Below are 21,963 nucleotides of genomic sequence, written 5' to 3'. Positions count from 1 at the left end.
TCAAGGCTGCTGAAACAAAACACGCAGACCGCCATGGACGTCAAGACCCTCTACACCCTCATCACCATCGCCGACCGTGGCAGCTTTGCGGAAGCCGCGGCGGCGCTGGGCCTGTCGCTGCCCGCGGTGAGCATGCAGATGCGCGGGCTGGAAGAAGAACTCGGCACCTCGCTGTTCGACCGCGGCCGGCGCCCGCCGGTTTTGACGGACTCTGGCCTGGTGCTCACGCACCGCGCCCGCGAGTTGATTGCCCATTGGGAGAGCATGAGCGAATCGCTCAAGCGCGACGCGTCGGGCGGTCTGCTGAAGCTGGGCGCGGTGCACACCTGTGTTTCCGGTGTCCTCCCGCTGGCACTGAAACACATGCAACAGATGGGTCACCGGGTGGACATCCACCTGACCACCGGACTGAGCCACGATCTCGAGCAAGCGGTCTTTCACCGCCAGCTGGACGCGGCCATTGTCACGGAGCCCGGCACGCCGCGCGAAGACCTCGAGTTCTTCCCCTTCATCGATGAGTCGCTGATGGTGATCACCCACCAGAGCACCGACCCAGCCACGGATCAGGAGATCCTCGAGCAGACGCCCTACATCCGGTTCAACCGCTCTGCGCGCGTGGGCAATCTGATTCAGCAAGAGCTCGTCCGTCGCGACATCACGGTGCGATCGGTCATGGAGATCGACACTCTGGAAGGTGTGGTGGCCATGGTCGCCAACGGCCTCGGTTCCTCGATCATTCCCTCAAGAGCGGTTGAGGGTGAGTTTCCCCCGTCCATCCGTGCCGTTCCGTTTGGCAACCCTCCGCTGACGCGCCGGCTGGGTGTCCTGGTGCCGCGCAACAATCCGCGCGCGCATCTCTCCCGTTTCCTGATCGACGCCCTGCGGGCCGTCTCTGTCAGGCCCGCGCCCACGAAGGCGGGAGAACCCCGACCGCGTCCCGCACGCAATCGATGAGGGTACATGGCTGCGCTGCGATTCACACTGCGTCAATTCGAGATCTTTGCAGCGATCGCGCGCACCGGTTCCACGTCCGGCGCAGCCGCCGACGTATCCATCTCGCAATCGGCCGCCAGTGCAGCGCTCAGTGACCTCGAGTTGACGCTGGGCTTGCAGCTCTTCGACCGCGTCAGCAAGAAGCTCGTGCTCAACGAATCGGGGCGGGCACTCAACGTGCGCGCCATGACCCTGCTGGAGGCAGCGCGCGCCATCAGCCAGGACTTCGATGGACCCAACCCATCGAGTCACTTCAAGATTGCGGCCAGCTCCACGGTCGGCAACTACCTGGTCCCGGACCTGCTCGCAAACTACCTCCGCATCCATCCCTGCGCCCGTGTCGACATACAGATCGGGAACACGTCAGAGGTGCTGCGCGCCATCACCGATTTCAAGGCGGATGTGGGTGTTGTCGAGGGTCCGAGCAACGTGCCCGGACTGGTCCTCACGCACTGGCGTGACGATGAGCTGATCGTCGTGGCCGCGCCCCACCACCCACTCACCCTGCGGCAATTTCCACCGCATGTGCCACTCGATCTGGCGACGCTGCGCGACGCCACGTGGTTGGTCCGTGAAGAAGGATCCGGCACGCGGGATGCCGTTCAAAGCGCTCTGCTGCCACACCTGGGTCCATTGAAGTGCCCGCTGGTGCTGGGCAGTTCGGAGGCCATCCGCCGGGCCGTTGTGCTGGGCGTTGGCATCAGCTGTCTTTCCCGCTTGCTCGTCGCCGAGGAATTGCGCACCGGCGCGCTGGTCGAGCTGTGCACGGACCTCCCTGCCATCTCACGCCCCTTTCACATCGTTGTTCATCACGAGCGTGCGATGAACAGCACCTTCCAACGCTTCTTCGGACCGGCGTAAGCGGCCTCATTTTCATGGGAGAAAAGTACTGCGTTGCGCGGTAGTTCAAGTCACGCCTGTCGACAGGAGATGACGACCGCTGCTCATCACTGAGACAAGAATTAGTCGCTTCTTGATTTGCACGTGAGTCCCTAAAGTTTGTCAGCGCGATCAGGTGGTCGCGAGTACCGAAACACAGATTGGAGACACGATGAACGTTCCGAATTCCACGGCTTCCCACACCACCAGCACGGGTCCATTTCTCCGCCCGTTTGAGCGCGCGAATCGCAGACGCTGCATCACGCAAGCCACTTGTCTCGCGATGGCCCTGTCGACCCCGTTCTTCGCCGCGCCAGCGTGGGCCCAAGCGAATGCGTGGCCGGACAAACCGGTGCGCATCGTCGTGCCATTCGCCGCCGGTGGTGCGACCGATCTGCTGGGACGCGCGCTGGCCGTCGAACTCGGCAAGCTCTGGAAGCAACCGGTGATCGTCGACAACCGACCGGGAGCCGGTGGTGCGCTCGGTGCCGAAATCGTCGCCAAGTCACCGGCGGACGGCTACACACTGCTCCTCGCATCGGGCAGCATGTTCACCGTCAACCCGTTCATCTATTCAAAGCTCGCCTACTCCGCCGACAGCTTCGAGCTCATCTCGAAGGTCGCCAACGGCCCCATGGTCGTCACGGTCAACGCCGACGTGCCTGCCAAAACGCTGAAGGAACTCATCGCGTACGGCAAGGCAAATCCGCACGTGCTGAACTTTGCTTCCGCCGGCAACGGCAGCCAGGTGCACATGGCCGGCGAAGCCTTTGCCGATGCCAGCGGTCTGCAGCTCACCCACGTGGCCTACAAGGGGGAGGGCCCCGCCTACGCCGATCTGATGGCGGGCGTCGTGCAGATGGCCGTGGCGAACATCAATGCGATCACGCCGCTGCTCAAGGGCAACCGCGTTCGCGCGCTGGCCGTCACGGGAACCGAGCGCTCTGCGCTGCTGCCCGATGTGCCCACCGCGAGCGAGGCGGGGTTGCCGGGCTTCGAGTTTGTCGGCTGGTTCGGCTTGATGGCGCCCGTGGGCACGTCGAACGCCATCACAGGGAAGACCTATGCCGACCTGCGCGAAGCCGTCGTTCAGCCCACCATGAAGCGCTACATGGCCGAACAAGGCATGTCGCCAGCGATCTCGGAACAAGGAAAGCTCGTGAAGGACATTGCCCAGGAGTCCACGCGCTGGAAGGTGCTGGTCGCCAAGCGCGGCATCAAGGCCAACTGAGCCTCGCCCCGATCCGCGCAAGCGGATCGGCCTTCCCCCACCTGAATCCACCGGAGTGTCCATGAGCGGTGACAGCCTGCCTCTTGTTCTCGCCACGATCGCGGTCGCCTACGCTGTCTTCGGGACGACGGGATTTGGCGCAGCGATGGTGGCCGTGCCTGTGCTTGTGCAGGTGGTCCCGCTGCAATTTGCGGTCCCGCTGGTGCTGCTCCTGGACATCGTGGCAACGACCACCGTGGTGCTGAGGAATCCGCGCGGCGTCTCGCTCGCGGAACTCGGCAGGCTGCTGCCGTTCATGCTCGTGGGCGTGGCCATCGGCACGACGGTGCTCTCGAGCGTTTCTTCGGGATGGCTGCTGATCGGGCTGGGCACCTTTGTGCTGTTCGCCATCGGACGGGCATGGGCCTCGTCACAGCGGGAGCTGGACGCGCTGCCACCCATCTGGGCCGCTCCCGCCGGGCTCGTCGGCGGCGTGTTCAGTGCACTCTTCGGTACCGGCGGGCCGATTTACACAACGTATCTCGTCCGCCGTCTGGTGAACCCCGAGGTGTTCAGAACCACCATTGCAACGGTCATCTTCTGCAGCGCCCTGGTGCGCGCCGCGGTGTTCGCCACAGCCGGCTTGCTGCAACAGGAGAGGCTGCTGACGACCGCGCTGTGGGCCCTGCCCTTCTGCATTCTGGGACTGGCCGTGGGCTCGTTCCTGCGGCACAAGCTGACGCCCCGATCAACACGACAGGCGCTCTTCCTGTTCATGGCAGCGGGGGCGGTTGGGGCCATCTACCGTGGGGCGATCTCGTAGCGCGTCTCGCTTCGCCTTTCCACCCCCTGGCACGCGCCATGCCCCACCGGGGTCCGACCACTGACGGGAGTGCGCCATGCCCATCACCGCAACACTTGAGAAGCAGAAAGCCATCCAGAAAAAACAAGACCGTCTTGACCGGAACAAGAAGTCATCGGGCGCATCGAACGCCAGAAAACCGCCCGCGCAAACCGGTGCTCGCGCCCAGCCCGCGAAGCTGCCCGCGCAGCACCTGGATGTCGATGACCAGGAATCGGACCTCAAGCTCCGCCCCCGCTTCCTCGCGCCCGACTACCTGGGCAGCAGGAAGCTGCAAGGCCAGGCGGCGCTGATCACCGGGGGTGATTCGGGCATCGGCCGCGCCGTGGCCATTCTGTTCGCGCGCGAGGGCGCCGACGTGGCCATCACCTACCTCTCGTCCCAGGACGACGCCGAAGAAACGCGGCGCTGCGTGGAGGCCGAAGGCCGGCAGTGCCTGGTGCTGCAGAGCGACGTGAAAAGCCTGGCCTCGTGCAAGAAGGCCGTCGCCGCCACCGTGAAAACCTTTGGCCGGCTGGACGTGCTGGTGAACAACGCCGCCTTCCAGAAGCACGCCGATTCCATCGAAGACATCGACGACGAACGCCTGCAGGAAACCTGGGACACCAACCTGGGCGGCTACTTCCGCATGACGCGTGCCGCCCTGCCCCACCTGAAGGAAGGCGCCTGCGTCATCAACACCGGCTCGGTGGTGGGCCTGCGCGGCAGTGCCCACCTGCTCGACTACGCCGCGACCAAGGGCGCGATTCACGCGTTCACCAAATCCCTGGCGAGCAACCTGCTGCCGCGTGGCATCCGCGTCAATGCGGTCGCGCCCGGTCCGGTGTGGACGCCACTCAACCCGACCGATCTGCCGGCCGAGAAGGTGGCGACATTCGGGCAGAAGACCGATTTCGAACGCGCCGCCCAGCCCGAAGAACTCTCGCCCGCCTATGTGTTCCTGGCATCGTCGGTCTGCTCGGGCTACATCACCGGCATCGTGCTGCCCGTCACCGGCAGCGTGGGCGCGATCTGACGCGCACGGCACCACACGAAAAAGAAGCCGGGAGGGATCCCGGCTTCAGGTGCGGTGCACGCGGCGTCAGCTGTTGTCCTTGTGGGTCTTGCCCGGCGTGGTCCCGGCCTCGGTCTTCGTGCCCGCGGTGGACTGCTGTTGCTGCTGACCGCGGTTGGAGCGCCAGGTGGAGAACTCTTCAGAGAACTTCTTGAAGCGGTCCTGGCGCCACTGGTTGTAGTCGTCGTCCAGCGCCCGGAGCTGTTCGCGCCGCCATTGGTCGTAGTCCGGGTCGAACTGCTCGCTCTCGCGCTGGCCGCTGCTCCACCGCCCACGGCCATAGCCGGGCTCCGGGCCGCCATAGCCACCGCCATAACCACCAGGGCCCGCGTAGCCGGCGCCGCGGTAGTCCCGGTCCAGGGCACTGGGGCGGCGCTGATCCTGGCCATACGGGCCATAGCGAGCGTCATCGCGGTCATGCAAGCCGTACTGGCCATACTCCCGACCCTGGTCGCCGTAGTCGCTCCACTGGCTGTGTTGTTGCCGCCCGCTGCCATAGGACTCGCCCTGGTCACTCTCATACGGATCGCGTGGTTGACCCGGGGCGCCAAAGCGCTCCTGTTCGCTGCGCGAGCGCCATGCCTGCATGCCCTGATCGTCCCGGTAGCCGCCCCGGTAGTCCTGCTCGCGGCGCCAGTCGCCGCTGCCCCCGGGGGGGTACCCGCGCTCGCTGCCGCCGTAGTCGCCCCGCGGCTGGCGTGACGGGTCGTTCCCGCCCCCTTGCTGGCGGGATTGCTGGCTGTAGGCCTCTTGCTGGGAGCCACCCTGTTGGCGACCCCGGTTGCCTTGCTGATTCATGGAAATGTCCTTTCAATGATCGGTCCACAGATGCAGATGCCGCCACCGTGTCAGGGCTGGCGACATCTGGATTTCCGGGGGCAATGCATGTGCCCGTTGGCGTGCGCGCACCACCCGGCGCGCAGGCCGAGGTCAGTGCGCCTTCGCAGAACGCTTGGGCACCTTGGCGCCCGCCTCGCGCGCCTCCGACAGGCCGATCGCAATGGCCTGTTTGCGGCTCGTCACCTTCTTGCCCGAGCCGGACTTGAGCTTGCCTTCCTTCATTTCGTGCAGGGTCTTCTCGACCTTCTCGGACGCCTTGGGGCCGTATTTGTTCATGGTCATCTCCTAAAGAGCAGGTTTGCATCATGGCGACGCGGCCTGCGCCAGCAGGTCGCGCACCTCGTCGTCACTGGTCTGTGAAAAGTCGCGGTACCACAGGCCCACGGCCACGAACGGATAGGGTGTGGCGACGCAGACCACCTCGTCCGCCTCGCAACGCAAGGCGGCACACGTGTCTTGCGCGGCCACAGGCACCGCAACCACCACGCGCGCGGGCGCCATCGCCCGCAGCGCCAGCACGGCGGCGCGCATCGTCGCGCCGGTCGCCAGCCCATCGTCGACCACGATCACGCAAGCGCCGTGCACATCGAGCGGGGGCCTGCCTTCGCGGTACAGGCGCTCGCGCCGCGCCAGTTCGACCTGCTCCTGCTCGACGATCCGGTCGAGCCTTTCAGGGTCGATGCAGAGCTCCTGCACCAGACGTTGGTTCACGTGGCACACACCCGGTGCGATCGCGCCCAGGGCCAGCTCTTCGTGGTCTGGCGCGCCCAGCTTGCGCACCACGAGAACGTCCAGCGGCGCGTGCAGTGCCTGGCCCACTTCGAAACCGACCGGCACCCCGCCGCGGGGCAGCGCCAGCACCCGAACATCCGGGCGGTCCGCATAGCCGCTCAGGCGTTGCGCCAACGCGCGGCCCGCACCGCGGCGGTCCTGAAACAGAGCGTCCGTCATGGTCCATCCGCCCGGCAACGCGCGTTCCCACCACCCCTTCCATCACCGATCAAGGGGCTCGGTCCGTCGTCAGAACAGCGCGCCCGAATCTCTTGCGGCAAGCCTTGCAGCAGGCCGTACAGACGGCTCAGGCCAACGGCAAGTCCGCCTTCTTCAAGGTCCGCAACACGAAGCTGGATCGGGTCTGGCGAAGGCCCTTGATCTTGTAGAACTTCTCCCGCAGCAGGCGTTCGTAGTCCTTGGTGTCCTTGACCACGACCCGCAGCAGGTAGTCGCAGTCGCCCGAGACGAGGTAACACTCCAGCACCTCCGGAATCAAGGCCAGGATTTCGCCGAACTTCTCCAGCGTGTTGTCGGAGTGGCTGTCCAGCGTGACCTGTACCAGCACCGTGTCCTGAAAGCCCAGCGCCTCGGGCCGAAGGCGCACGGTGTAGCCCTCGATCACGCCCGACTCCTCCATGCGCTTGATGCGCGTCCAGCACGGTGTGCTGCTCAAACCCACCTTCTCGCTGATGCTCTGCAGACTGGCCCGCCCGTCCTGCTGCAGCACGGAGAGGATTTTCAGATCGAGACTATCCACTGCCATTTCTCCATTTGAAAGAAAGTTTTCCTGATTTTCTGGCAAACGAGCCCAAAAAGAGAACCTCTTTTGGCTGCCTATCCAGAAAAATCAAGGTGCGTCGGATGCCGACCCTGAACCGGTTTACCGGTTCTGTTTCTCAGTCCTCGTTGCCCTACCCGGCAACGCGGACAACGCCCAAGCACCACCCGTGCAACGGGAACCATCGCCTCACCAAAGGACTGCCATGCCCCACGCCTCTCCCTCCGCCGTGTCTCTGCGGCCCACCACGCTCGACGACAAGTACGAAGCCACCGAAGGCAATGTGTACCTCAGCGGCATCCAGGCCCTGGTGCGGCTGTGCATCGTGCAGCGCCTGCGCGACCAGCGCGCCGGCCTGAACACGGCCGGCTTCGTCTCGGGCTACCGCGGCTCGCCCCTGGGCGGTCTGGACGAGGCCTTCTGGCACGCCCACCCATGGCTGGAACCTCACCACGTCAAGTTCGTGCCCGGCGTCAACGAAGACCTGGCCGCCACCGCCGTCTGGGGTTCACAGCAGGTGCATCTGCTGGGCGAGTCCGACTACGACGGCGTGTTCGGCCTGTGGTACGGCAAAGGCCCCGGCGTGGACCGCAGCGTGGACGTGCTCAAGCACATGAGCCACGCAGGCACGGCGCGCCATGGCGGCGTGCTGCTCATCGCCGGCGACGACCACGGCGCCTACTCGTCGACGCTGCCGCACCAGAGCGACCACGTGTTCGCGGCCGCCATGATCCCCGTGCTGTACCCGTGCAACGTGGCCGAATACATCGAGCTGGGCATCCATGGCTGGGCCATGTCGCGCTTCTCGGGTTGTCCGATCGGTTTCAAGGCCCTGGCCGACACGGTGGAGAGCAGTGCCACCATTGCCGCCGACCCGTTCGCGGTGGAGACGATCATTCCCGCCGACTTCGACCTGCCCGAAGGCGGCCTGAACTGCCGGCTCTCGACCGACACCCTGGGCGTGCAGGCGCGCAAACAGGAAGCGTTGATGCAGGACTACAAGATCTACGCCGCCATGGCGTACGCCCGCGCCAACAAGCTCAACCGCATCGTCATCGATTCACCCAGGGCGCGGCTGGGCATCGTGGCCAGCGGCAAGAGCTACATGGACGTGCTCGAGGCGCTGGAAGAACTGGGCATCACGCCCGAGCTCGCGGCCAACATCGGCATTCGCGTGCTGAAGGTGGCCATGCCCTGGCCGCTGGAGCCCGAGGTCACGCGCGAATTCGCGCAAGGGCTGGAAGAGGTGCTGATCGTGGAAGAGAAGCGCCAGATCATCGAGTACCAGCTCAAGGAGCAGCTCTACAACTGGCGCGAGGATGTGCGCCCGCGCGTGATCGGCAAGTTCGACGAGCGTGGCGAGTGGAACGTGCGCAATGCGCGCGGCCGTGGCGACTGGCTGCTGCCCGCCAAGGCCGACTTCTCCGTGGCGCAGGTCGCGCGCGTGATCGCCGCGCGCATTCACCGTCTGCAGATCGAAACCCACACGCAAGACCTCATCAAGACCCGGCTGAGCTTTCTGGACGCGAAAGAAGAGGTGCTCAAGCGCAGCATCGGCACCCCGACCCGCCCGGCCTACTACTGCTCGGGCTGCCCGCACAACAGCAGCACCAAGGTGCCCGAAGGCAGCTTCGCCCTCGCGGGCATTGGCTGCCACGTCATGGCCACGGCCATCTACCCCGAATTCAACAAGCTCACCACGCACATGGGCGGCGAAGGCGCGCCGTGGATCGGCGCGGCCAGCTTCAGCAAGGTGCCGCACGTGTTCTCCAACCTGGGCGACGGCACCTACTTTCACTCGGGTTATCTCGCCATTCGCGCCTCGGTCGCGGCCAGCCGCGTGGCGCCGGTCAACATCACCTACAAGATTCTCTACAACGACGCGGTCGCCATGACCGGCGGCCAACCGGTGGACGGGCAGATCGATGTGGCCGGCATGGCGCGGCAGCTGGCGGCGGAAGGCGTGGTGAAGATCGCCATCGTCTCGGAAGATGTCGGCCGACATGCGGACCGTGACGTGTTGCCGCCAGGCATCGAGGTGCACGACCGCAGCAAGATGGACGACGTGCAGCGCATGATGCGCGAGGTCAAGGGCGTGAGCGCCATCATCTACGACCAGACCTGCGCCGCGGAAAAACGGCGGCGCCGCAAGAAGGGCGAGATGCACGATCCCGATGAACGCACCTTCATCAACGAGCTGGTGTGCGAAGGCTGCGGGGACTGCGGCGTGCAGTCGAACTGCACCTCTCTCCTGCCCAAGGAAACACCGCTCGGCCGCAAGCGCGTGATCGACCAGTCCAGCTGCAACAAGGACACCACCTGCGTGAAGGGCTTCTGCCCGAGCTTCGTCACCGTCAAGGGAGCGAAAGTGCGCAAGCCGGTGGCGCCCGCCACCCGGCCCGAAGTCGACTTCACCACCCTGCCCGAGCCGGTGTTCGTGCAGCCGCGCGGCAGCGACAACTTCAACATCCTCATCACCGGCATCGGCGGCACCGGCGTGATCACCATCGGGGCCTTGCTGGGCATGGCATCGCACCTCGAAGGCCGCGGTGCCAGCGTGCTCGACATGACCGGCATGAGCCAGAAGAACGGCTCGGTCACATCGCACGTGCGCCTGGCGCAGACCGCTTCCGCGATCAAGGCGCAGCGCATCCCGACCGGTGAAGCCGATCTGATCCTGGGTTGCGACATCCTGACCGCCGGGTCCGCGGATGCCATCGGCAAGACGCACCCGGTGCGCACCACGGCGGTGGTCAATGCCCACGAACAACCCCCGGGCCAGTTTGCCAAGGACCGCGACTGGACCTTCCCCACCCAGGAACTGCACCAGTTGCTCGCCGACGCCACCGGTGGCCACTTCGACCTGGTGGACGCCACGCAGTTGGCCACGGGCCTGATGGGCGACTCCATTGCCACCAACATGTTCATGCTGGGCTATGCGTTTCAGAAGGGTTTGATCCCGCTGCACCGGGCCTCGATTCTCAAAGCCATCGAACTCAATGGCGTGGCCGTGAAGTCCAACCAGAAGGCGTTTGACTGGGGCCGTGTGGCGGCGGTGGATCTGAAGAGCGCGCGGCTGCATGCCAGCATGGAGCAGGCGGTCGTGGTGCACATGCCCGAGTCGCTGCACCAGTTGGTGGAGCGCCGCCGCAAGTTCCTGGCGGACTACCAGGACGATGCCTACGCGGGCAGCTACACCGGCTTCGTCGAGTCGGTGTCGGCACAGGTGGCGGCCAAAGGGCTGCCGGACAGCCTGAGCAAAGCCGTCGCCACCGCCTTGTTCAAGCTCATGGCCTACAAGGACGAGTACGAAGTGGCCCGTCTGTATGTGGACCCGCAGTTCAAGGAACAGTTGGCGCGCCAGTTCGAGGGCGACTACACCATCGCCTACCACCTCGCGCCACCGATGCTCAGCAAGACGGATGCGCACGGGCATCTGGTCAAGCGGCGCTTTGGCGCGTGGATGGGGCACGCCTTCCCGCTGTTGGCCAGGCTCAAGTTCCTGCGCGGCACCGCGCTGGACATCTTTGGCAAGACGGCGGAGCGCCGCATGGAGCGCGCCCTGATCGTCGAGTACCGCGAGGCCATCACCCAGGCGATGCAGCAGCTCAATGCGGCCAACCACCCGCTGGTGCTGGAACTGGCACGGTTACCGCAAGAGGTGCGCGGATTCGGCCACGTCAAGGAACGCGCGGCCCAACACGCCCGTCAACGCATGGCCGCGTTGTTGCAGGAACTCAATGGCGTTGACCCTGAAGGCTCGCTCGACGTTCAGCGCAAGGTGGGTTGAGGTTCAGGTGGTCGGGGCGGCCCGATGGCTCAGGAGGGAGGCGCAACGGCCTCCCTCTTTTTTTTGTGCGTCGCGGCCTTCATCGACCCACGCCGGCGCGCCACCGCCTCGGCCCACATGTATGCCGGCAACGCGATCGCCAACGGCAGCAGGTAGTAGATCGCGCGGTAGGCCAGCACCACTGCCAGCACCTCGGTGGACGGCAGGACGCCCGCCAGCGCCACCACGAACACCGCTTCAAGTACCCCCAGGCCCGCGGGCACGTGCGTGACCACGCCCGCCACGGCCGCCATCAACAACGCCCCCAGCGCCACGGGGTAGGCCACGCGCCCGTCAAACAACACCCAGATGATGCCGCCCATCAGCATCCAGCTCGTCGCGCCGGTGAGCGCCTGCGCGGCGGCCAACGCGCCGCCCGGCAAAGCCAGCGTGTGATCACGCCAGCGCAGCGTGCGCCGAGTCGACCACGCACACATGCCGAGGTAGGCCAGCGCCAGCGCGATCATGACCACGCCGACTGTGCGCATCACCGCGTCACTCTGCGCCCACCCGCCGGGCAACTGCGGCGGCCACCACAGCAGCACCACGCCCCCCAGCCAGAGGTAGCCCAGCCAGTTCGTGACCATGCTCAGTCCGATCACCTTGGCCACGGTCGCCGCGTTCAGGCCCCAACGGGTGTAGAGGCGCAGCCGCATCGCAAAGCCACCCACCAGCGCCCCGAAGTTGAGGTTGAAGACGTAGCAGATGGCGGCCGTGCCCAGGGTGCGTGGCACCAACAGCTTGTGACCGGTGAGATAGCGACCGACGAGGTCAAAGCCGGCGTAGACCCCATAGCTCAACAACGCCAGCGCCACGGCCACGACGAGCCGCGTCGCCGACAAATTCTGCAGCGCTGTCCAGACCGCTGGCCAGTCGACTGCGCGCGCCTGTTGCGCCACCAGCGAGAGCACCAACACCGCCAACACCCAGGGCGCGAGGCGCTTGAACCAGCGCCACGCGCCCTGCGCCGCCGGACTCATGGCGCGGTCTCCGGGCCGATGGCCACCACACGGGGCTCTTTCGTGGACGCCTTTCGCGTCCAGTCTGGGAAGCGGCGCAGCACGTGGAACACCACCATGCTGCGCACCGCGATCCAGGCCGAGTGCAGCTTGCCGGGCGTGGGCAGCTCCACGCGCTGGCAGCAGGTCTCCAGCAGATCGTCGATGCGCTCGCGCAGGTGGCGCGCGAAGGCTTCGTCGCGCACGACCACGTTGGCTTCGAGGTTCAGGCTGAGGCTGGTGGGGTCGAGGTTGCTCGAACCGACCGTTGCCCAGATGTCGTCCACCACGGCCACCTTGCCGTGCAGCGGCCGCTCGTTGTATTCGTAGATGCGCACGCCGGCGCGGATGAGGTGGCGGTAGAGCAGCTCGCTCGCCCGCTTCACCCACAGCATGTCGGGCCGGCCTTGCAGGAACAGATCGACCTGCACGCCCCGGCGTGCCGCGCCGCGCAGGTCGCGCAGGAAGCGGTAGCCCGGAAAGAAGTACGCGTTGGCGATCAGGACGCGCTTTCGCGCGCTGCGGATCGCGGCGCGGTAGTGGCGCTCGATGTCGGTGCGGTGCTCGTTGTTGTCGCGCGTGACGAAGGCGGCCAGCGCACCCTCACCGGTCAACTCGGCCACGCCCTTGCGGCGCAGGCTCGCGCGCCAGCGCCGCAGCCATTGGCCGCGCGTGGGTTGCGGCGTGTCGATGTTGGCGCGGCAGAAGGCCTGGATCTGTCCCACCAGCGGCCCCGTGACCTCGACCGCGTAGTCCTGCTTGGACAGCTCGCCGAACTCCACCAGATGGTCGATCGAGTAGTTGATGCCACCGACGAAGGCCACCCGGCCGTCCACGACCACGATCTTGTTGTGCATGCGGCGCAGCAGGTTGACGCGCGCGCCCAGCACGCGTTGCACCGGCTCGAAGGCGCGCAACTTCACACCCGCCTCCAGCAGCGGCTCGGTGAACGAGGCCGGAAATCCGGGCGAGCCCCAGCCGTCCACCAGCACGTGCACCTGCGCGCCGCGCCGCGCGGCCTTGAGCAAGGCCTCGTGCAGCTGGCGCCCGACCTTGTCGTCGAACAGGATGAAGGTCTCCAGCAGCACCTCTTTCTCGGCGCTGGCAATGGCCTCGAAGACGCGTGGGTAGTAGCCCTCACCGTTCTCCAGCAGCGTGACGCGGTTGCCAGGCACCCAATGCGAGTTCATGGCGCGGCCTCCAGCGCGATGTCGGCGGCCAGCGGCGCGTGGTCCGACAGCCGGTCCCAGGGACGGCGTGCCAGGGGCACCGGTGCGGCGTAGCCCACGCCCCGGACATAGATGCGGTCCAGCCGCAGCAACGGCCAGCGCGAAGGAAAACTGCGCGCGTGCTGGCCATGCGCCTGGCGAAACACCTCGCGCAGGCCGCTGGGCGCGAGCAGCGCATCGGCCTTCAGGCGCCAGTCGTTGAAGTCACCGGCCACCACCAGCGGCGCATCGTCCGGCACGTGGCGGCTCACGATGTCGCAGATCCGGGCCAGTTGCCGGCGTCGGTGCGATTCGCGCAGCCCCAGGTGCACGCACATCACATGCATTTCGGGCCCCCTGTCGGGCACGGCCAGCACGCAATGCAGCATGCCGCGCGGCTCGAAGCCATCGATCGACAGATCGTGGTTCTCGTTGTGCAGCACCGGGTACCGCGACATCACCGCGTTGCCATGGTCCAGCCCCTCGGCCACGGCGTTGCGGCCGTAGGCGTGCTGCGGCCAGATCTGGTCGGCGAGAAACTCGTATTGCGCGGCACTGGCCCCACTGCCGCCGTTGACCTCTTGCAGGAACACCACGTCGCTGCCGACCGCGCGCACCGCTTCGCGCAACCCGTGCAACACGAACTTGCTGTTGAAGACGTCGTATCCCTTGTGGATGTTCACGGTGAGGACCTGCATGCTGCATGCTAGGTCGGGCCGGCAACCCCCTATGTCAGACAAACGCGCATTCCGCGCCGTTCATCCCCGCGAATGTCACACCCGCGAGTAAGCCAGCCCAGAGGCCACACCGCCGAACAGATCGCCCTCGACCAGCGGCACGTCCTTGAACGCGCGCTGCAGCGCGTGCTGGAACGGCCGCAGGGCCGACGAACCGCCCGTGAGGTAGATCGCGTCCAGCGCGGTGTCCTGCAGGCCGGCGCGCCGCACGCATTCGCGCGCGCAGTGCACCGTGCGCGTGAGCAGGACGCCCAGGTGTTCCGCCATGTCGGCGGGAGCGAGCGGCGCGGCCAGGCCGGGCTCCACGCCCGAGAGGTCCACCACCGTCTCGGCTTCGTGCTGCGAGCAACGGATCTTGGCCTGCTCCACCTCGTGCGCGATGCGGTGGCCGTCGCGCTGTTGCAGCACGCGCATCAGCCGCTGGTGCAGGCGCTGGTCGGTGTAGTTGGTGCGCAGCGCCTGCGCCTGGCTGAGCGCGCGGGGCAGGTACAGCCACTGGATCAGATGCCAGGTGGACAGGTCCATGAACACGCGGTTGGGCACCTCGCGGCCGTCCGGCCCGTGGTGCCGGTAACCGAGCAGCGGCATCACCTGGCCCAGGCTCAGGCGGTGATCGAAGTCGGTGCCGCCGATGTGCACGCCGGACGTGGCCAGCACGTCGCTGGCGCGGTCGGTTCGCGCCATGCGCTGCGGGCCCAGGCGCACCACGGTGAAGTCCGACGTGCCGCCCCCCAGGTCCACCACCAGCACCAGGCTCTCGTGCGTGAGGCGGCGCTCGTGGTCCAGCGCGGCGGCGATGGGTTCGAGCTGGAACGACACGTCGTCAAAACCCACGGCCAGCGCCGCATCGTGCAGCGACTGCTGGGCCTGCGCGTCGCGCGCCGGGTCGTCGTCGACGAAATGCACCGGTCGGCCCATCACCACGCGGCGCGGCGCCTGGCCCAGCGCCTGCGCCGCACGCTCGCGCAACTGGTTCAGGAAGATTTCCACGATCTTCTGAAAGCTGATCTGCTCGTGGTTGACCACCGTGGATTCGTTCAGCAAGGGGCTGCCCAGCAGGCTCTTGAGCGAACGCAGCAAGCGCCCCTCGGTGCCGCTGAGGTACTGCGCGATGGCGTCGCGCCCGAAGTGGGTGAGGCGGTCTTCGGCATTGAAGAACACCGCCGTCGGCATGGACGTGGCCTCGCCCTCCAGAGGCAGCAGGCGCGCCGTGCCGCCGGGCGCGGCCCAGGACACGCCGGAGTTGGACGTGCCGAAGTCGATGCCGAGCATGCCGGCGGGCGGAGATTGCATGGTGGGTGGGCGTGAGGGAGAAGCGCAACGGTGCCGGCAGGCGGCGCCGTCGAGGACCGGGGATTCTGCCAGCGTTGGCCGCCGTCAGTTCGGCGGGGGCGGCGGCGCCTTCCTCGCGATGCGGTCCCAGTCCTTCAGCGTCTGCAGCAAACGGTTTTTCGCATCGGCATGGCTGTGGCTGAACAGTTTCGTGAGGTGCTTCTTCAGCGCCTCATCGGCGGGCGGCGCACCGATGGCCTTGAGGCGGTCGATCACGAGCATCACGGTTTGAAAGCTGCCGGAGCGCATCGCCATCGACAAGGGTGTGCGGCCGAAATCGTCGGCCACGTCCAGCACGTTGGCACCGTGCTCGATCATGTACTTCACCACCCCGGCCTTGCCTTCGGCGCAGGCCCAGTGCAAGGGCACCAGACCGCCTTCGAGCCGGGCGTTGAAGTCGGCGTCCGGCGCCAGCAGCTCCGGCGCCAGCGGCCAGCCGGAGGCCTTGATCATTTGCTGGGTTTTCCAATCGGTCACGTGGGGCAGTGTTTGTGGCAGGGTGTGGGAGTGTACGCAGGCGCCCGGGTCACTTCAAGGAACGCTGGCGCGGGGCTGCGCCCATTTGAAGCAGCCCAACGCGATCGTGGCGAGCGCGAATTGCGTGAGCGCGCAGGCGACCACCGGGTCGCTTCCGTAGCCGACCACGAAGCTGCCGAGCGCACCCACCGTCATCTGGGTGAATCCATAGACGCCGGCCGCCGAACCCGCCAGCGATGGCACCACGGCCAGGGAGCGTGACAGGGCGGCGGGGCTGGCGATGCCCGAGCCCATGGTCATGGTGACGGTGATGCCCACCAACCATGCCGGGGACAACCAGCCCAGGCCGTACACCACCAGAAACAGCACCGCCATGGCGATCTGCAAGCCCACACCGATCATGAGAAAGAGCTCCGCCGGCCTGGAGCCCGAGAAGCGCCGGGTCAACAAGGTGCCCAGACCGGCGCCCGCGATGGTGATGGCCGCGAACCAGCCGATGGTGCGAATGGGCAGACCCATCTGCTCATGCACGATGTAGGCCACGGTGGCGAGGTAGGGGAACAGCACGGTGGTGCAACAGGCACCGCCCAGCGTGAAACCCGCGAAACGGCGGTTGAAGAACAGTTGCAAGTAGCCGCTGGAGACGGTGCGGACTTTCAAGGCCCGCAGCTCCCCGTTGGTTTCCGGCAAGCGCCACACGGTGAACACCAACGCCGCACAGCCAAACACCACGAGAAACACATAGATCGAACGCCAGCCGAAATGGTCGGCCAGGTACGCGCCGACAACAGGCGAAAGCCCCGGGCCCACCAGCGACAGCAGGTTGAGCAACGCCAGGTCTTTCATGACCCGGGCCGGGCTCGCGGTGTCGCGAACGATGGCGCGCCCCAGGGAAAGGCCGGCGGCGCCACCCACCGCCTGCAGCAAGCGGGCCGCCGACAGCACGTCCACCGAGGTCGCGAACAAGGCGACCACGCTGGCCGCCAGATAGATCACGAGCCCCAGCAGCAGGGTCGGTCGCCGGCCGGTGGCGTCCGAGATCGGGCCGTAAAGGAGCTGCCCGACCGCCAGCCCCAGCACATAGAGCGTGATGGTCTGCTGCATGCTCGACGCGGACGCGCCCAGCGCCTGCCCCGCCACCGGCAGTGCCGGGACGAAGATGTGCATGGCCATGGTGCCGCTGAGCGTCACCAGCACCAGCAGCCACAGCGGCGCGCCTCGTGTGGGCCCGGAAGGAGAAGCCGGTGAACTCATGACGCCGCGCGCACCGGTTGCATGCACAGCGGGCGGATCCGGGCGAAACCCACCCTCACATGGGGCGAATCTTTTGACTTCATCTGCTGGTTACCGTCTAGAAGGTGGTGTCTTGGATGGGTGGGCCGGACCGCCGTCACCCGGGTTCGGGTCGCTCAGCGCTTCGAAGCGCCGCGACATCTTTTCCAGCGTGCGCCGCGTCACCGCCAGCTCTTCTGGCGTGAGGTCGGACAGGATCGAGCGTTCGATCTCAAGGCTCTTGGCCACGATCTGCGAGGCAACCTCGCGTCCCAGGTCGGTCAGCGCGATGCATTTCGCGCGCCGGTCGTCCGCGTGGAATTCCCAGTCCACATACCCCGCATCCCGCAGCTGCGCGAGCACGCGCACCAGGGAAGAGGTGTCGAGGTGGAGGGCCTGCGCCAGGTCTTTCTGGCGCATGTGCGCGCCGGGGTGCACATGCAAGGCCAGCAAGGGCAGCCGCGTGGCGTCGGACAAGCCCAGGTCCTTGAAGCTCAGATCGACCTGCCGCCGCCACTGGCGGTAAACACCGCCCAGCAAGGAACCAAAACGGGCGCGGGCTTGAGCAGGATCGCTGCCGAGGGGGTCCGTCGAATTGGTTTGCATGCCAAGTATTTTCCCGCAAAAGGAAAACCTGGCCGAAAAAACCAAGGGGAAACCCTTGATTCCTCTTGGAATTGCCCCGGCGGCACGGTCGGGCGGGCCCGTCAGGGCGCCATGAAGCCCTCGAAGTTGGCGAAGTCGCGCGGCGCGCGGCGGGGCATCGCCATGCGGTTGACGGCCGCCTCCGCCTCCGGGTAACCCAGGGACATGCCGCACACCGTCACCTCGTGCTCGGTCATCGCCAGGTGCTGCGCGAGGACCGGATGGAAGCGGGCGAACGAGACCTGCGGGCAGGTGCCCAGGCCACGCGCGGTGGCCGCAATCATCACGTTCTGCACCAGCAGGCCCAGGTCCAGCCAGCTGTGTGGCGCCAGACGGCGGTCGATGGTGAAGATCAGACCGACCGGCGCGCCGAAGAAGTGGAAGTTCTTCTCGGTCTGCCGCATCCGGCTCGCCATGTCGGCGATGTCGATGCCCAGGGTCCGGTAGTACGTCGCGCCAAAGTCCCGCTGACGCTGGGCATGCTCCTCGGGCAGCGGCTCGGGAAAGTGGGGCGACGGTGGCAGGCTGTTGTCGCGGAAGGCGGCCACCAGCGCGTCGCCGATCGCATCCTTGGCCGCGCCGGCCAGCACGTGGACCCGCCACGGCTGGGTGTTGGAGTTGCTGGGCGCGCTGGAAGCCACGTCCAGGATGTCCTCCAGCAGAGCGCGTGGCACCGGGTCGGGACGGAAGGCGCGCAGGCTGCGGCGCGCGCGCAGCACCCCGTCGACCACGCGCGTGGTGTCTTCTGTGCGTGTGCCCGTCATGTGGCCGCCTCCGCGCGCGTTTCCGTCGGTGGCGGGTGGTAGGCGATGCGTCCGGCCGGCAGATAGAAGAGCGCGATCACCGCGCCGCCCCGGGCCTCGGGGTAGTGGTGGCTGCCGGGGCCGGGTGCCGTCCAGCCCGCTTCGCACCAGCCGTTCGGGCCGGCCAGCGCGGCGCCGGGGTTGAGGGGAATCACCATGTTCAGTTCTCCGTAGGGGTGGGCGTGGTACTGGCCACGAAAGGTGTGGCCCGGGTTGCCCTGTGTGTTCCCGGTGCTGTCCATGTACACGGCGGTGATGCTGAACCAGTGCGTGCGCTCCGAGGGCTCCAGGATGCGGCTGCGGCGGTAGTGGGGGCCGCTGATCTCGACGTTGGCGGCCCAGCCATCGCGCACACCGGCCTCCACCAGGCGCGCGAGGTTGTCATACACCTCGCTGCCGGGGCCGTGGACGGTGTTCAGCCAACGCTCCACCTCCGTTCCCGCGGTCATGTCCTTCACCTCGCCCAGAAAGGCGATGCTGCGCCGGATCAGTTCTTCGCGGTCGTCATGGCTGTCGTGCGGCATGGTCATTCCTCCGATTTGAAGCCCGAGGCCCGCACCACCGGGCCCCATTTGTCGCGTTCCGTCTGGATGTAGCGCTCGTAGGCCTTCGGCGTGAGCGTGAACAGCTCCAGGCCGACCTCCTCGAACCCGGCCACCAGCGTCTGGTCGCGGGTGGACGCCAGCACCTCGTCGTGCAGCGTCTTCACCATGGCCTCGGGCGTGCCGGGCGGCGCGAAGATGCCGTAGCTCTCGATGCCGGTGATCGCGCCGTGGCCTTGCTCGGGAAAGGTCGGCACGCCGGGCATGAAGCGCGAACGCTTCTCGCCGCTCACGGCCAGGATGCGCAGCTTGCCGCTCTGCATGTAGGGCAGGAAGTCGGCGACGAAGCCCATGTAGGCGGGGATCTGGCCACCCAGCATGTCGTTCATGGCGGGCGCGGACCCGCGGTATCCGACGTGCTGCAGCTTGAGGTGGGCCGCCTCGGAGAACTGGAAGCCCAGAAAGTGCGCCATGGAGCCGGCCGCTGGCGAGGCGTACATGGCGCGGTCGGGTGATTGCTGCACCCACTTCGCATAGTCGGCCAGCGTCTTGACGGACGGGGGCACGGCGTTGCTGATGGCCAGCGCACAGGTCGCCGACACCACGGGTGTGATGGGCACGAAATCCGCCACGGCGTCGTACATGAGCTTGGTGTAGACGTGCGGGTAGATGCTCAGCGCCGAGGTGTGCGTGCACAGCAGCGTGTTGCCGTCGCCGCGCTCGCGCTTGAGCTGTGAATTGGCGAGGCGGCCCGCGGCGCCCGATCGGTTGTCCACGATGAAGGTCGTGCCGGCCTTGCGCCAGGCCTCGGCCACGCGGCGCGCGGTCTGGTCCAGCGTGCCGCCCGCGGGGTAACCGACGATGAGCCGGCGGGGCGATCCGGAGGCCTGCGCCCAGGTGGCCATGGGCCAGGCCGCGGCGGCCAGTGTCGCTAGGCCGCCAGCGCCAAAGTGTCGACGTGAGAGGGTGTTCATGTGGGGCTCCGTCAGGTTTCGGGGTGGGTGATGGGTTGGATGATCGCCATCCGCCAACTTGAATGGAAGCGCTGGTTTTGCAAGAGCACAATGCACGCCATGCAATATGAAAAGGGCCCCGCATGAGCATCGGACGCATCGACCTGAACCTGATCAAGGTGTTCGACGCGGTGCACGAAGACCGCAATCTGCTGCGCGCCGGCAAGCGGCTGAACCTGAGCCAGTCGGCGGTAAGCCATGCGCTCACGCGCCTGCGCGAGGTGGTCGGTGACGAGCTGTTCGTGCGCACCGCCAAGGGCATGGTGCCGACGGCCCGCGCCGTTGCCATGGCCGATGAACTGCGCGACGCGTTGCGCCGCATCGAGGCGACGCTGGGGGTGGAGCCGTTTGACCCGGGCAGGTCGGCGCGCCGCTTCGTGATCGCCGCCAACGACCACCTGACCGCGGTGATGGTGGCGGAGCTGAGCCGCCTGATGATGGTGGAGGCGCCGGGCATCGATCTCGTGATCCGCCCGTCCACGCGCCTCGACCTGGCGGAGCAGATCGACGTGGGCCGCATCGATCTCGCGGTGGGCATCTTCGCGCAGGTGCCCTCGCGGTTGAGTTCGCGCACGCTGATGACGCAGGGTGAGCTGATCGTGATGCGCAAGGGTCACCCCGCCGCGCGCCGCAAGCTGGCCTTGCAAGACCTCGCGCGCTACCCCCTGGTGACGGTGTCGGTGGGCGGGCAGGAAGAAGGTGCGGTGGGCGGCTTCATCCTGGAGCGAGGTCTGGCGCGGCAGGCCGAGATGTTCGACCGCCAGGCGCTCGAAGAAGCCCTGTCCGCCGTGGGCGCGGCGCCCCGCTACCGCGCCACCGTGCCGCATTCGCTGGCGATTCCGGCTTTGCTGCGCGGCAGCGACATGCTGTCCATCATGCCGTCGTCGCTGGCCCGGGACCTGGCCGCCGCCGGCGAGTTGCTGATGCGCCCGCCGCCCTACCCCTCCGCGCTGTCGACCTTCCGCGCGGTCTGGCACAGCCGCAACGACCACGACCCCGCGCACGTGTGGCTGCAGGACTGCGTGGCGCGCGCGGCGGACAAGGTGGCGTAGCCGCTCAGGCCAGCGCGCGCGGGTGCGCCGCCGCGAAGTGCGCCTGAAGCGCCTGCTCGGACCGCGACCGGGCACGCACCAGGGCATCCGCGCCAGCGCCGGTGCCTTCCACGGAGAAGAACCTCACATCGCGCAGACCGATGACGGCCAGAACCGCCTGGAGGTACGGCGTCAGGAAATCGGGCTGGCGCGCGCGGTCCCCGGCATAAGCGCCGCCCGAGGACACCGCGACGAACACGGGGCGGTCGCGCAGTGCGCCGACCTTGCCTTCTCTGCCCATGTCGAACGTGCGGCGCACGCGAACGATGTGGTCGATCCACGCCTTCAACGCGGAAGGCACGGTGAAGTTGTGCATGGGCGTGCCGATGACCAACACGTCGGCGCGCTCCAGCTCCCGGATCAGCACCTCCGACGTGGCCATGCTGCCGGTACCACGGGCCTCGTCGGCTGTGGCCTGCGAGGTACCCAGCGCCGTGGCGTAGTCGCCATCGACGTGCGGCACCACGGTGGGGTCCAGCACCCGCTCGACCAGCACCGCCGTGGGGTCGGCGCGCCGCAGGTGCTCAATGATCTGCCGGGCGAGCCGGCGGCTTTCGGAGGCTGGACCGCGCGGGCTGCAGCTGATGTGGAGGATGTTCATGGAGCGGCATTCTTGGTCTTTCATG

The 21,963-nt window shown here is 67.0% G+C and carries 22 protein-coding genes; 7 read left to right on the top strand and 15 right to left on the bottom strand.

What is annotated here, in order from left to right:
- Positions 1-33 precede the first annotated feature (33 nt).
- The 5 genes from FFS09_RS18335 (at position 34) to FFS09_RS18315 (ending at position 4,959) form a co-directional block, all read left to right on the top strand.
- A complete protein-coding gene (locus FFS09_RS18335) occupies positions 34-954 on the top strand; it encodes a LysR family transcriptional regulator (protein ID WP_137920342.1) in 921 nt (306 codons plus the stop codon).
- Between the two features lie 6 nt (positions 955-960).
- Entirely contained in the window at positions 961-1,854 is an 894-nt protein-coding gene (locus FFS09_RS18330) for a LysR family transcriptional regulator (RefSeq protein WP_137920341.1), read from the top strand.
- Positions 1,855-2,155: 301 nt separating this feature from the next.
- Complete coding sequence (locus tag FFS09_RS18325) at positions 2,156-3,103, top strand: Bug family tripartite tricarboxylate transporter substrate binding protein (RefSeq protein WP_137920340.1); 948 nt, start codon at positions 2,156-2,158, stop codon at positions 3,101-3,103.
- Positions 3,104-3,164: 61 nt separating this feature from the next.
- On the top strand, positions 3,165-3,905 hold the full coding sequence (locus FFS09_RS18320) for a sulfite exporter TauE/SafE family protein (protein ID WP_137920339.1): 741 nt from the start codon (positions 3,165-3,167) through the stop codon (positions 3,903-3,905).
- Positions 3,906-3,981: 76 nt separating this feature from the next.
- The gene (locus FFS09_RS18315; protein WP_137920338.1) at positions 3,982-4,959 is read left to right on the top strand and encodes an SDR family oxidoreductase; all 978 of its coding nucleotides are present in this window, start codon (positions 3,982-3,984) and stop codon (positions 4,957-4,959) included.
- Positions 4,960-5,025: 66 nt separating this feature from the next.
- On the opposite strand, the gene FFS09_RS18310 is transcribed toward FFS09_RS18315, so the two are convergent.
- The 4 genes from FFS09_RS18310 to FFS09_RS18295 all read right to left on the bottom strand — a co-directional run bounded on the left by FFS09_RS18310 (position 5,026) and on the right by FFS09_RS18295 (position 7,369).
- Complete coding sequence (locus FFS09_RS18310; protein ID WP_137920337.1) at positions 5,026-5,796, bottom strand: hypothetical protein; 771 nt, start codon at positions 5,794-5,796, stop codon at positions 5,026-5,028.
- Positions 5,797-5,928: 132 nt separating this feature from the next.
- Positions 5,929-6,114, bottom strand: a complete 186-nt coding sequence (locus tag FFS09_RS18305; protein WP_137920336.1) for a DUF6496 domain-containing protein — start codon at positions 6,112-6,114, stop codon at positions 5,929-5,931.
- A gap of 27 nt (positions 6,115-6,141) precedes the next feature.
- Entirely contained in the window at positions 6,142-6,789 is a 648-nt protein-coding gene (locus FFS09_RS18300; protein ID WP_137920335.1) for a phosphoribosyltransferase, read from the bottom strand.
- Between the two features lie 127 nt (positions 6,790-6,916).
- The gene (locus tag FFS09_RS18295; RefSeq protein WP_137920334.1) at positions 6,917-7,369 is read right to left on the bottom strand and encodes an Lrp/AsnC family transcriptional regulator; all 453 of its coding nucleotides are present in this window, start codon (positions 7,367-7,369) and stop codon (positions 6,917-6,919) included.
- Between the two features lie 226 nt (positions 7,370-7,595).
- Here FFS09_RS18295 and FFS09_RS18290 point away from each other — a divergent pair, with 226 nt between their 5' ends.
- Positions 7,596-11,180, top strand: coding sequence for an indolepyruvate ferredoxin oxidoreductase family protein (locus FFS09_RS18290; RefSeq protein WP_137920333.1), 3,585 nt, complete (start codon positions 7,596-7,598; stop codon positions 11,178-11,180).
- Positions 11,181-11,209: 29 nt separating this feature from the next.
- On the opposite strand, the gene FFS09_RS18285 is transcribed toward FFS09_RS18290, so the two are convergent.
- The 10 genes from FFS09_RS18285 to FFS09_RS18240 form a co-directional block, all read right to left on the bottom strand.
- Positions 11,210-12,199: a lysylphosphatidylglycerol synthase domain-containing protein gene (locus tag FFS09_RS18285; protein ID WP_137920332.1), complete on the bottom strand. Its 990-nt coding sequence runs from the start codon at positions 12,197-12,199 to the stop codon at positions 11,210-11,212.
- A complete protein-coding gene (gene clsB / locus FFS09_RS18280; RefSeq protein ID WP_137920331.1) occupies positions 12,196-13,407 on the bottom strand; it encodes a cardiolipin synthase ClsB in 1,212 nt (403 codons plus the stop codon). Before clsB ends, FFS09_RS18285 begins: the two co-directional genes overlap by 4 nt.
- A complete protein-coding gene (locus tag FFS09_RS18275; RefSeq protein WP_137920330.1) occupies positions 13,404-14,123 on the bottom strand; it encodes an endonuclease/exonuclease/phosphatase family protein in 720 nt (239 codons plus the stop codon). Before FFS09_RS18275 ends, clsB begins: the two co-directional genes overlap by 4 nt.
- A 75-nt stretch (positions 14,124-14,198) precedes the next feature.
- Positions 14,199-15,455: an Hsp70 family protein gene (locus tag FFS09_RS18270; protein ID WP_137920329.1), complete on the bottom strand. Its 1,257-nt coding sequence runs from the start codon at positions 15,453-15,455 to the stop codon at positions 14,199-14,201.
- A gap of 84 nt (positions 15,456-15,539) precedes the next feature.
- Complete coding sequence (locus FFS09_RS18265; protein ID WP_137920328.1) at positions 15,540-15,971, bottom strand: ankyrin repeat domain-containing protein; 432 nt, start codon at positions 15,969-15,971, stop codon at positions 15,540-15,542.
- Between the two features lie 54 nt (positions 15,972-16,025).
- Positions 16,026-17,225, bottom strand: coding sequence for a multidrug effflux MFS transporter (locus FFS09_RS18260; protein WP_252374420.1), 1,200 nt, complete (start codon positions 17,223-17,225; stop codon positions 16,026-16,028).
- 90 nt (positions 17,226-17,315) lie between these two features.
- Positions 17,316-17,849 (bottom strand): MarR family winged helix-turn-helix transcriptional regulator, encoded by a 534-nt coding sequence (locus FFS09_RS18255; protein WP_137920327.1) that lies wholly within the window; start codon positions 17,847-17,849, stop codon positions 17,316-17,318.
- A 101-nt stretch (positions 17,850-17,950) separates the two neighbouring features.
- Entirely contained in the window at positions 17,951-18,652 is a 702-nt protein-coding gene (locus FFS09_RS18250) for a nitroreductase (RefSeq protein ID WP_137920326.1), read from the bottom strand.
- Positions 18,649-19,215 carry a 4-hydroxylaminobenzoate lyase gene (locus FFS09_RS18245; RefSeq protein ID WP_137920325.1) on the bottom strand — a complete coding sequence of 189 codons (567 nt, stop codon included), beginning with the start codon at positions 19,213-19,215 and terminating at the stop codon, positions 18,649-18,651. The genes FFS09_RS18250 and FFS09_RS18245 overlap by 4 nt, the downstream gene beginning before the upstream one ends.
- Before the next feature lie 2 nt (positions 19,216-19,217).
- Positions 19,218-20,207: a tripartite tricarboxylate transporter substrate-binding protein gene (locus FFS09_RS18240; protein ID WP_137920324.1), complete on the bottom strand. Its 990-nt coding sequence runs from the start codon at positions 20,205-20,207 to the stop codon at positions 19,218-19,220.
- 122 nt (positions 20,208-20,329) lie between these two features.
- On the opposite strand from FFS09_RS18240, the gene FFS09_RS18235 reads away from it, so the two are divergent.
- Positions 20,330-21,298 carry a LysR family transcriptional regulator gene (locus FFS09_RS18235; protein ID WP_137920323.1) on the top strand — a complete coding sequence of 323 codons (969 nt, stop codon included), beginning with the start codon at positions 20,330-20,332 and terminating at the stop codon, positions 21,296-21,298.
- Between the two features lie 4 nt (positions 21,299-21,302).
- Here FFS09_RS18235 and FFS09_RS18230 read toward each other — a convergent pair whose 3' ends face one another.
- The gene (locus FFS09_RS18230) at positions 21,303-21,938 is read right to left on the bottom strand and encodes an FMN-dependent NADH-azoreductase (protein ID WP_137920322.1); all 636 of its coding nucleotides are present in this window, start codon (positions 21,936-21,938) and stop codon (positions 21,303-21,305) included.
- Between the last annotated feature and the right edge of the window lie 25 nt (positions 21,939-21,963).

Source organism: Hydrogenophaga sp. 2FB (genome assembly GCF_005503365.1).
GTDB lineage: Bacteria > Pseudomonadota > Gammaproteobacteria > Burkholderiales > Burkholderiaceae_C > Hydrogenophaga.
Note: the sequence above shows the minus strand (reverse complement) of the source record. Positions and strands in the feature narration are given on the sequence as shown.

What these genes read in the sequence shown, in the direction of transcription:
- FFS09_RS18325 (WP_137920340.1), top strand. Translation starts at nt 2,156, where the DNA reads ATGGCCCTGTCGACCCCGTTCTTCGCCGCGCCAGCGTGGGCCCAAGCG.
- FFS09_RS18315 (WP_137920338.1), top strand. Translation starts at nt 3,982, where the DNA reads ATGCCCATCACCGCAACACTTGAGAAGCAGAAAGCCATCCAGAAAAAA.
- FFS09_RS18300 (WP_137920335.1), bottom strand. Translation starts at nt 6,789, where the DNA reads ATGACGGACGCTCTGTTTCAGGACCGCCGCGGTGCGGGCCGCGCGTTG.
- FFS09_RS18275 (WP_137920330.1), bottom strand. Translation starts at nt 14,123, where the DNA reads ATGCAGGTCCTCACCGTGAACATCCACAAGGGATACGACGTCTTCAAC.
- FFS09_RS18330 (WP_137920341.1), top strand. Translation starts at nt 961, where the DNA reads ATGGCTGCGCTGCGATTCACACTGCGTCAATTCGAGATCTTTGCAGCG.
- clsB (WP_137920331.1), bottom strand. Translation starts at nt 13,407, where the DNA reads ATGAACTCGCATTGGGTGCCTGGCAACCGCGTCACGCTGCTGGAGAAC.
- FFS09_RS18260 (WP_252374420.1), bottom strand. Translation starts at nt 17,225, where the DNA reads ATGAGTTCACCGGCTTCTCCTTCCGGGCCCACACGAGGCGCGCCGCTG.
- FFS09_RS18290 (WP_137920333.1), top strand. Translation starts at nt 7,596, where the DNA reads ATGCCCCACGCCTCTCCCTCCGCCGTGTCTCTGCGGCCCACCACGCTC.
- FFS09_RS18250 (WP_137920326.1), bottom strand. Translation starts at nt 18,652, where the DNA reads ATGACGGGCACACGCACAGAAGACACCACGCGCGTGGTCGACGGGGTG.
- FFS09_RS18240 (WP_137920324.1), bottom strand. Translation starts at nt 20,207, where the DNA reads ATGAACACCCTCTCACGTCGACACTTTGGCGCTGGCGGCCTAGCGACA.
- FFS09_RS18335 (WP_137920342.1), top strand. Translation starts at nt 34, where the DNA reads ATGGACGTCAAGACCCTCTACACCCTCATCACCATCGCCGACCGTGGC.
- FFS09_RS18320 (WP_137920339.1), top strand. Translation starts at nt 3,165, where the DNA reads ATGAGCGGTGACAGCCTGCCTCTTGTTCTCGCCACGATCGCGGTCGCC.
- FFS09_RS18245 (WP_137920325.1), bottom strand. Translation starts at nt 19,215, where the DNA reads ATGCCGCACGACAGCCATGACGACCGCGAAGAACTGATCCGGCGCAGC.
- FFS09_RS18310 (WP_137920337.1), bottom strand. Translation starts at nt 5,796, where the DNA reads ATGAATCAGCAAGGCAACCGGGGTCGCCAACAGGGTGGCTCCCAGCAA.
- FFS09_RS18305 (WP_137920336.1), bottom strand. Translation starts at nt 6,114, where the DNA reads ATGAACAAATACGGCCCCAAGGCGTCCGAGAAGGTCGAGAAGACCCTG.
- FFS09_RS18255 (WP_137920327.1), bottom strand. Translation starts at nt 17,849, where the DNA reads ATGCAAACCAATTCGACGGACCCCCTCGGCAGCGATCCTGCTCAAGCC.
- FFS09_RS18270 (WP_137920329.1), bottom strand. Translation starts at nt 15,455, where the DNA reads ATGCAATCTCCGCCCGCCGGCATGCTCGGCATCGACTTCGGCACGTCC.
- FFS09_RS18235 (WP_137920323.1), top strand. Translation starts at nt 20,330, where the DNA reads ATGAGCATCGGACGCATCGACCTGAACCTGATCAAGGTGTTCGACGCG.
- FFS09_RS18285 (WP_137920332.1), bottom strand. Translation starts at nt 12,199, where the DNA reads ATGAGTCCGGCGGCGCAGGGCGCGTGGCGCTGGTTCAAGCGCCTCGCG.
- FFS09_RS18230 (WP_137920322.1), bottom strand. Translation starts at nt 21,938, where the DNA reads ATGAACATCCTCCACATCAGCTGCAGCCCGCGCGGTCCAGCCTCCGAA.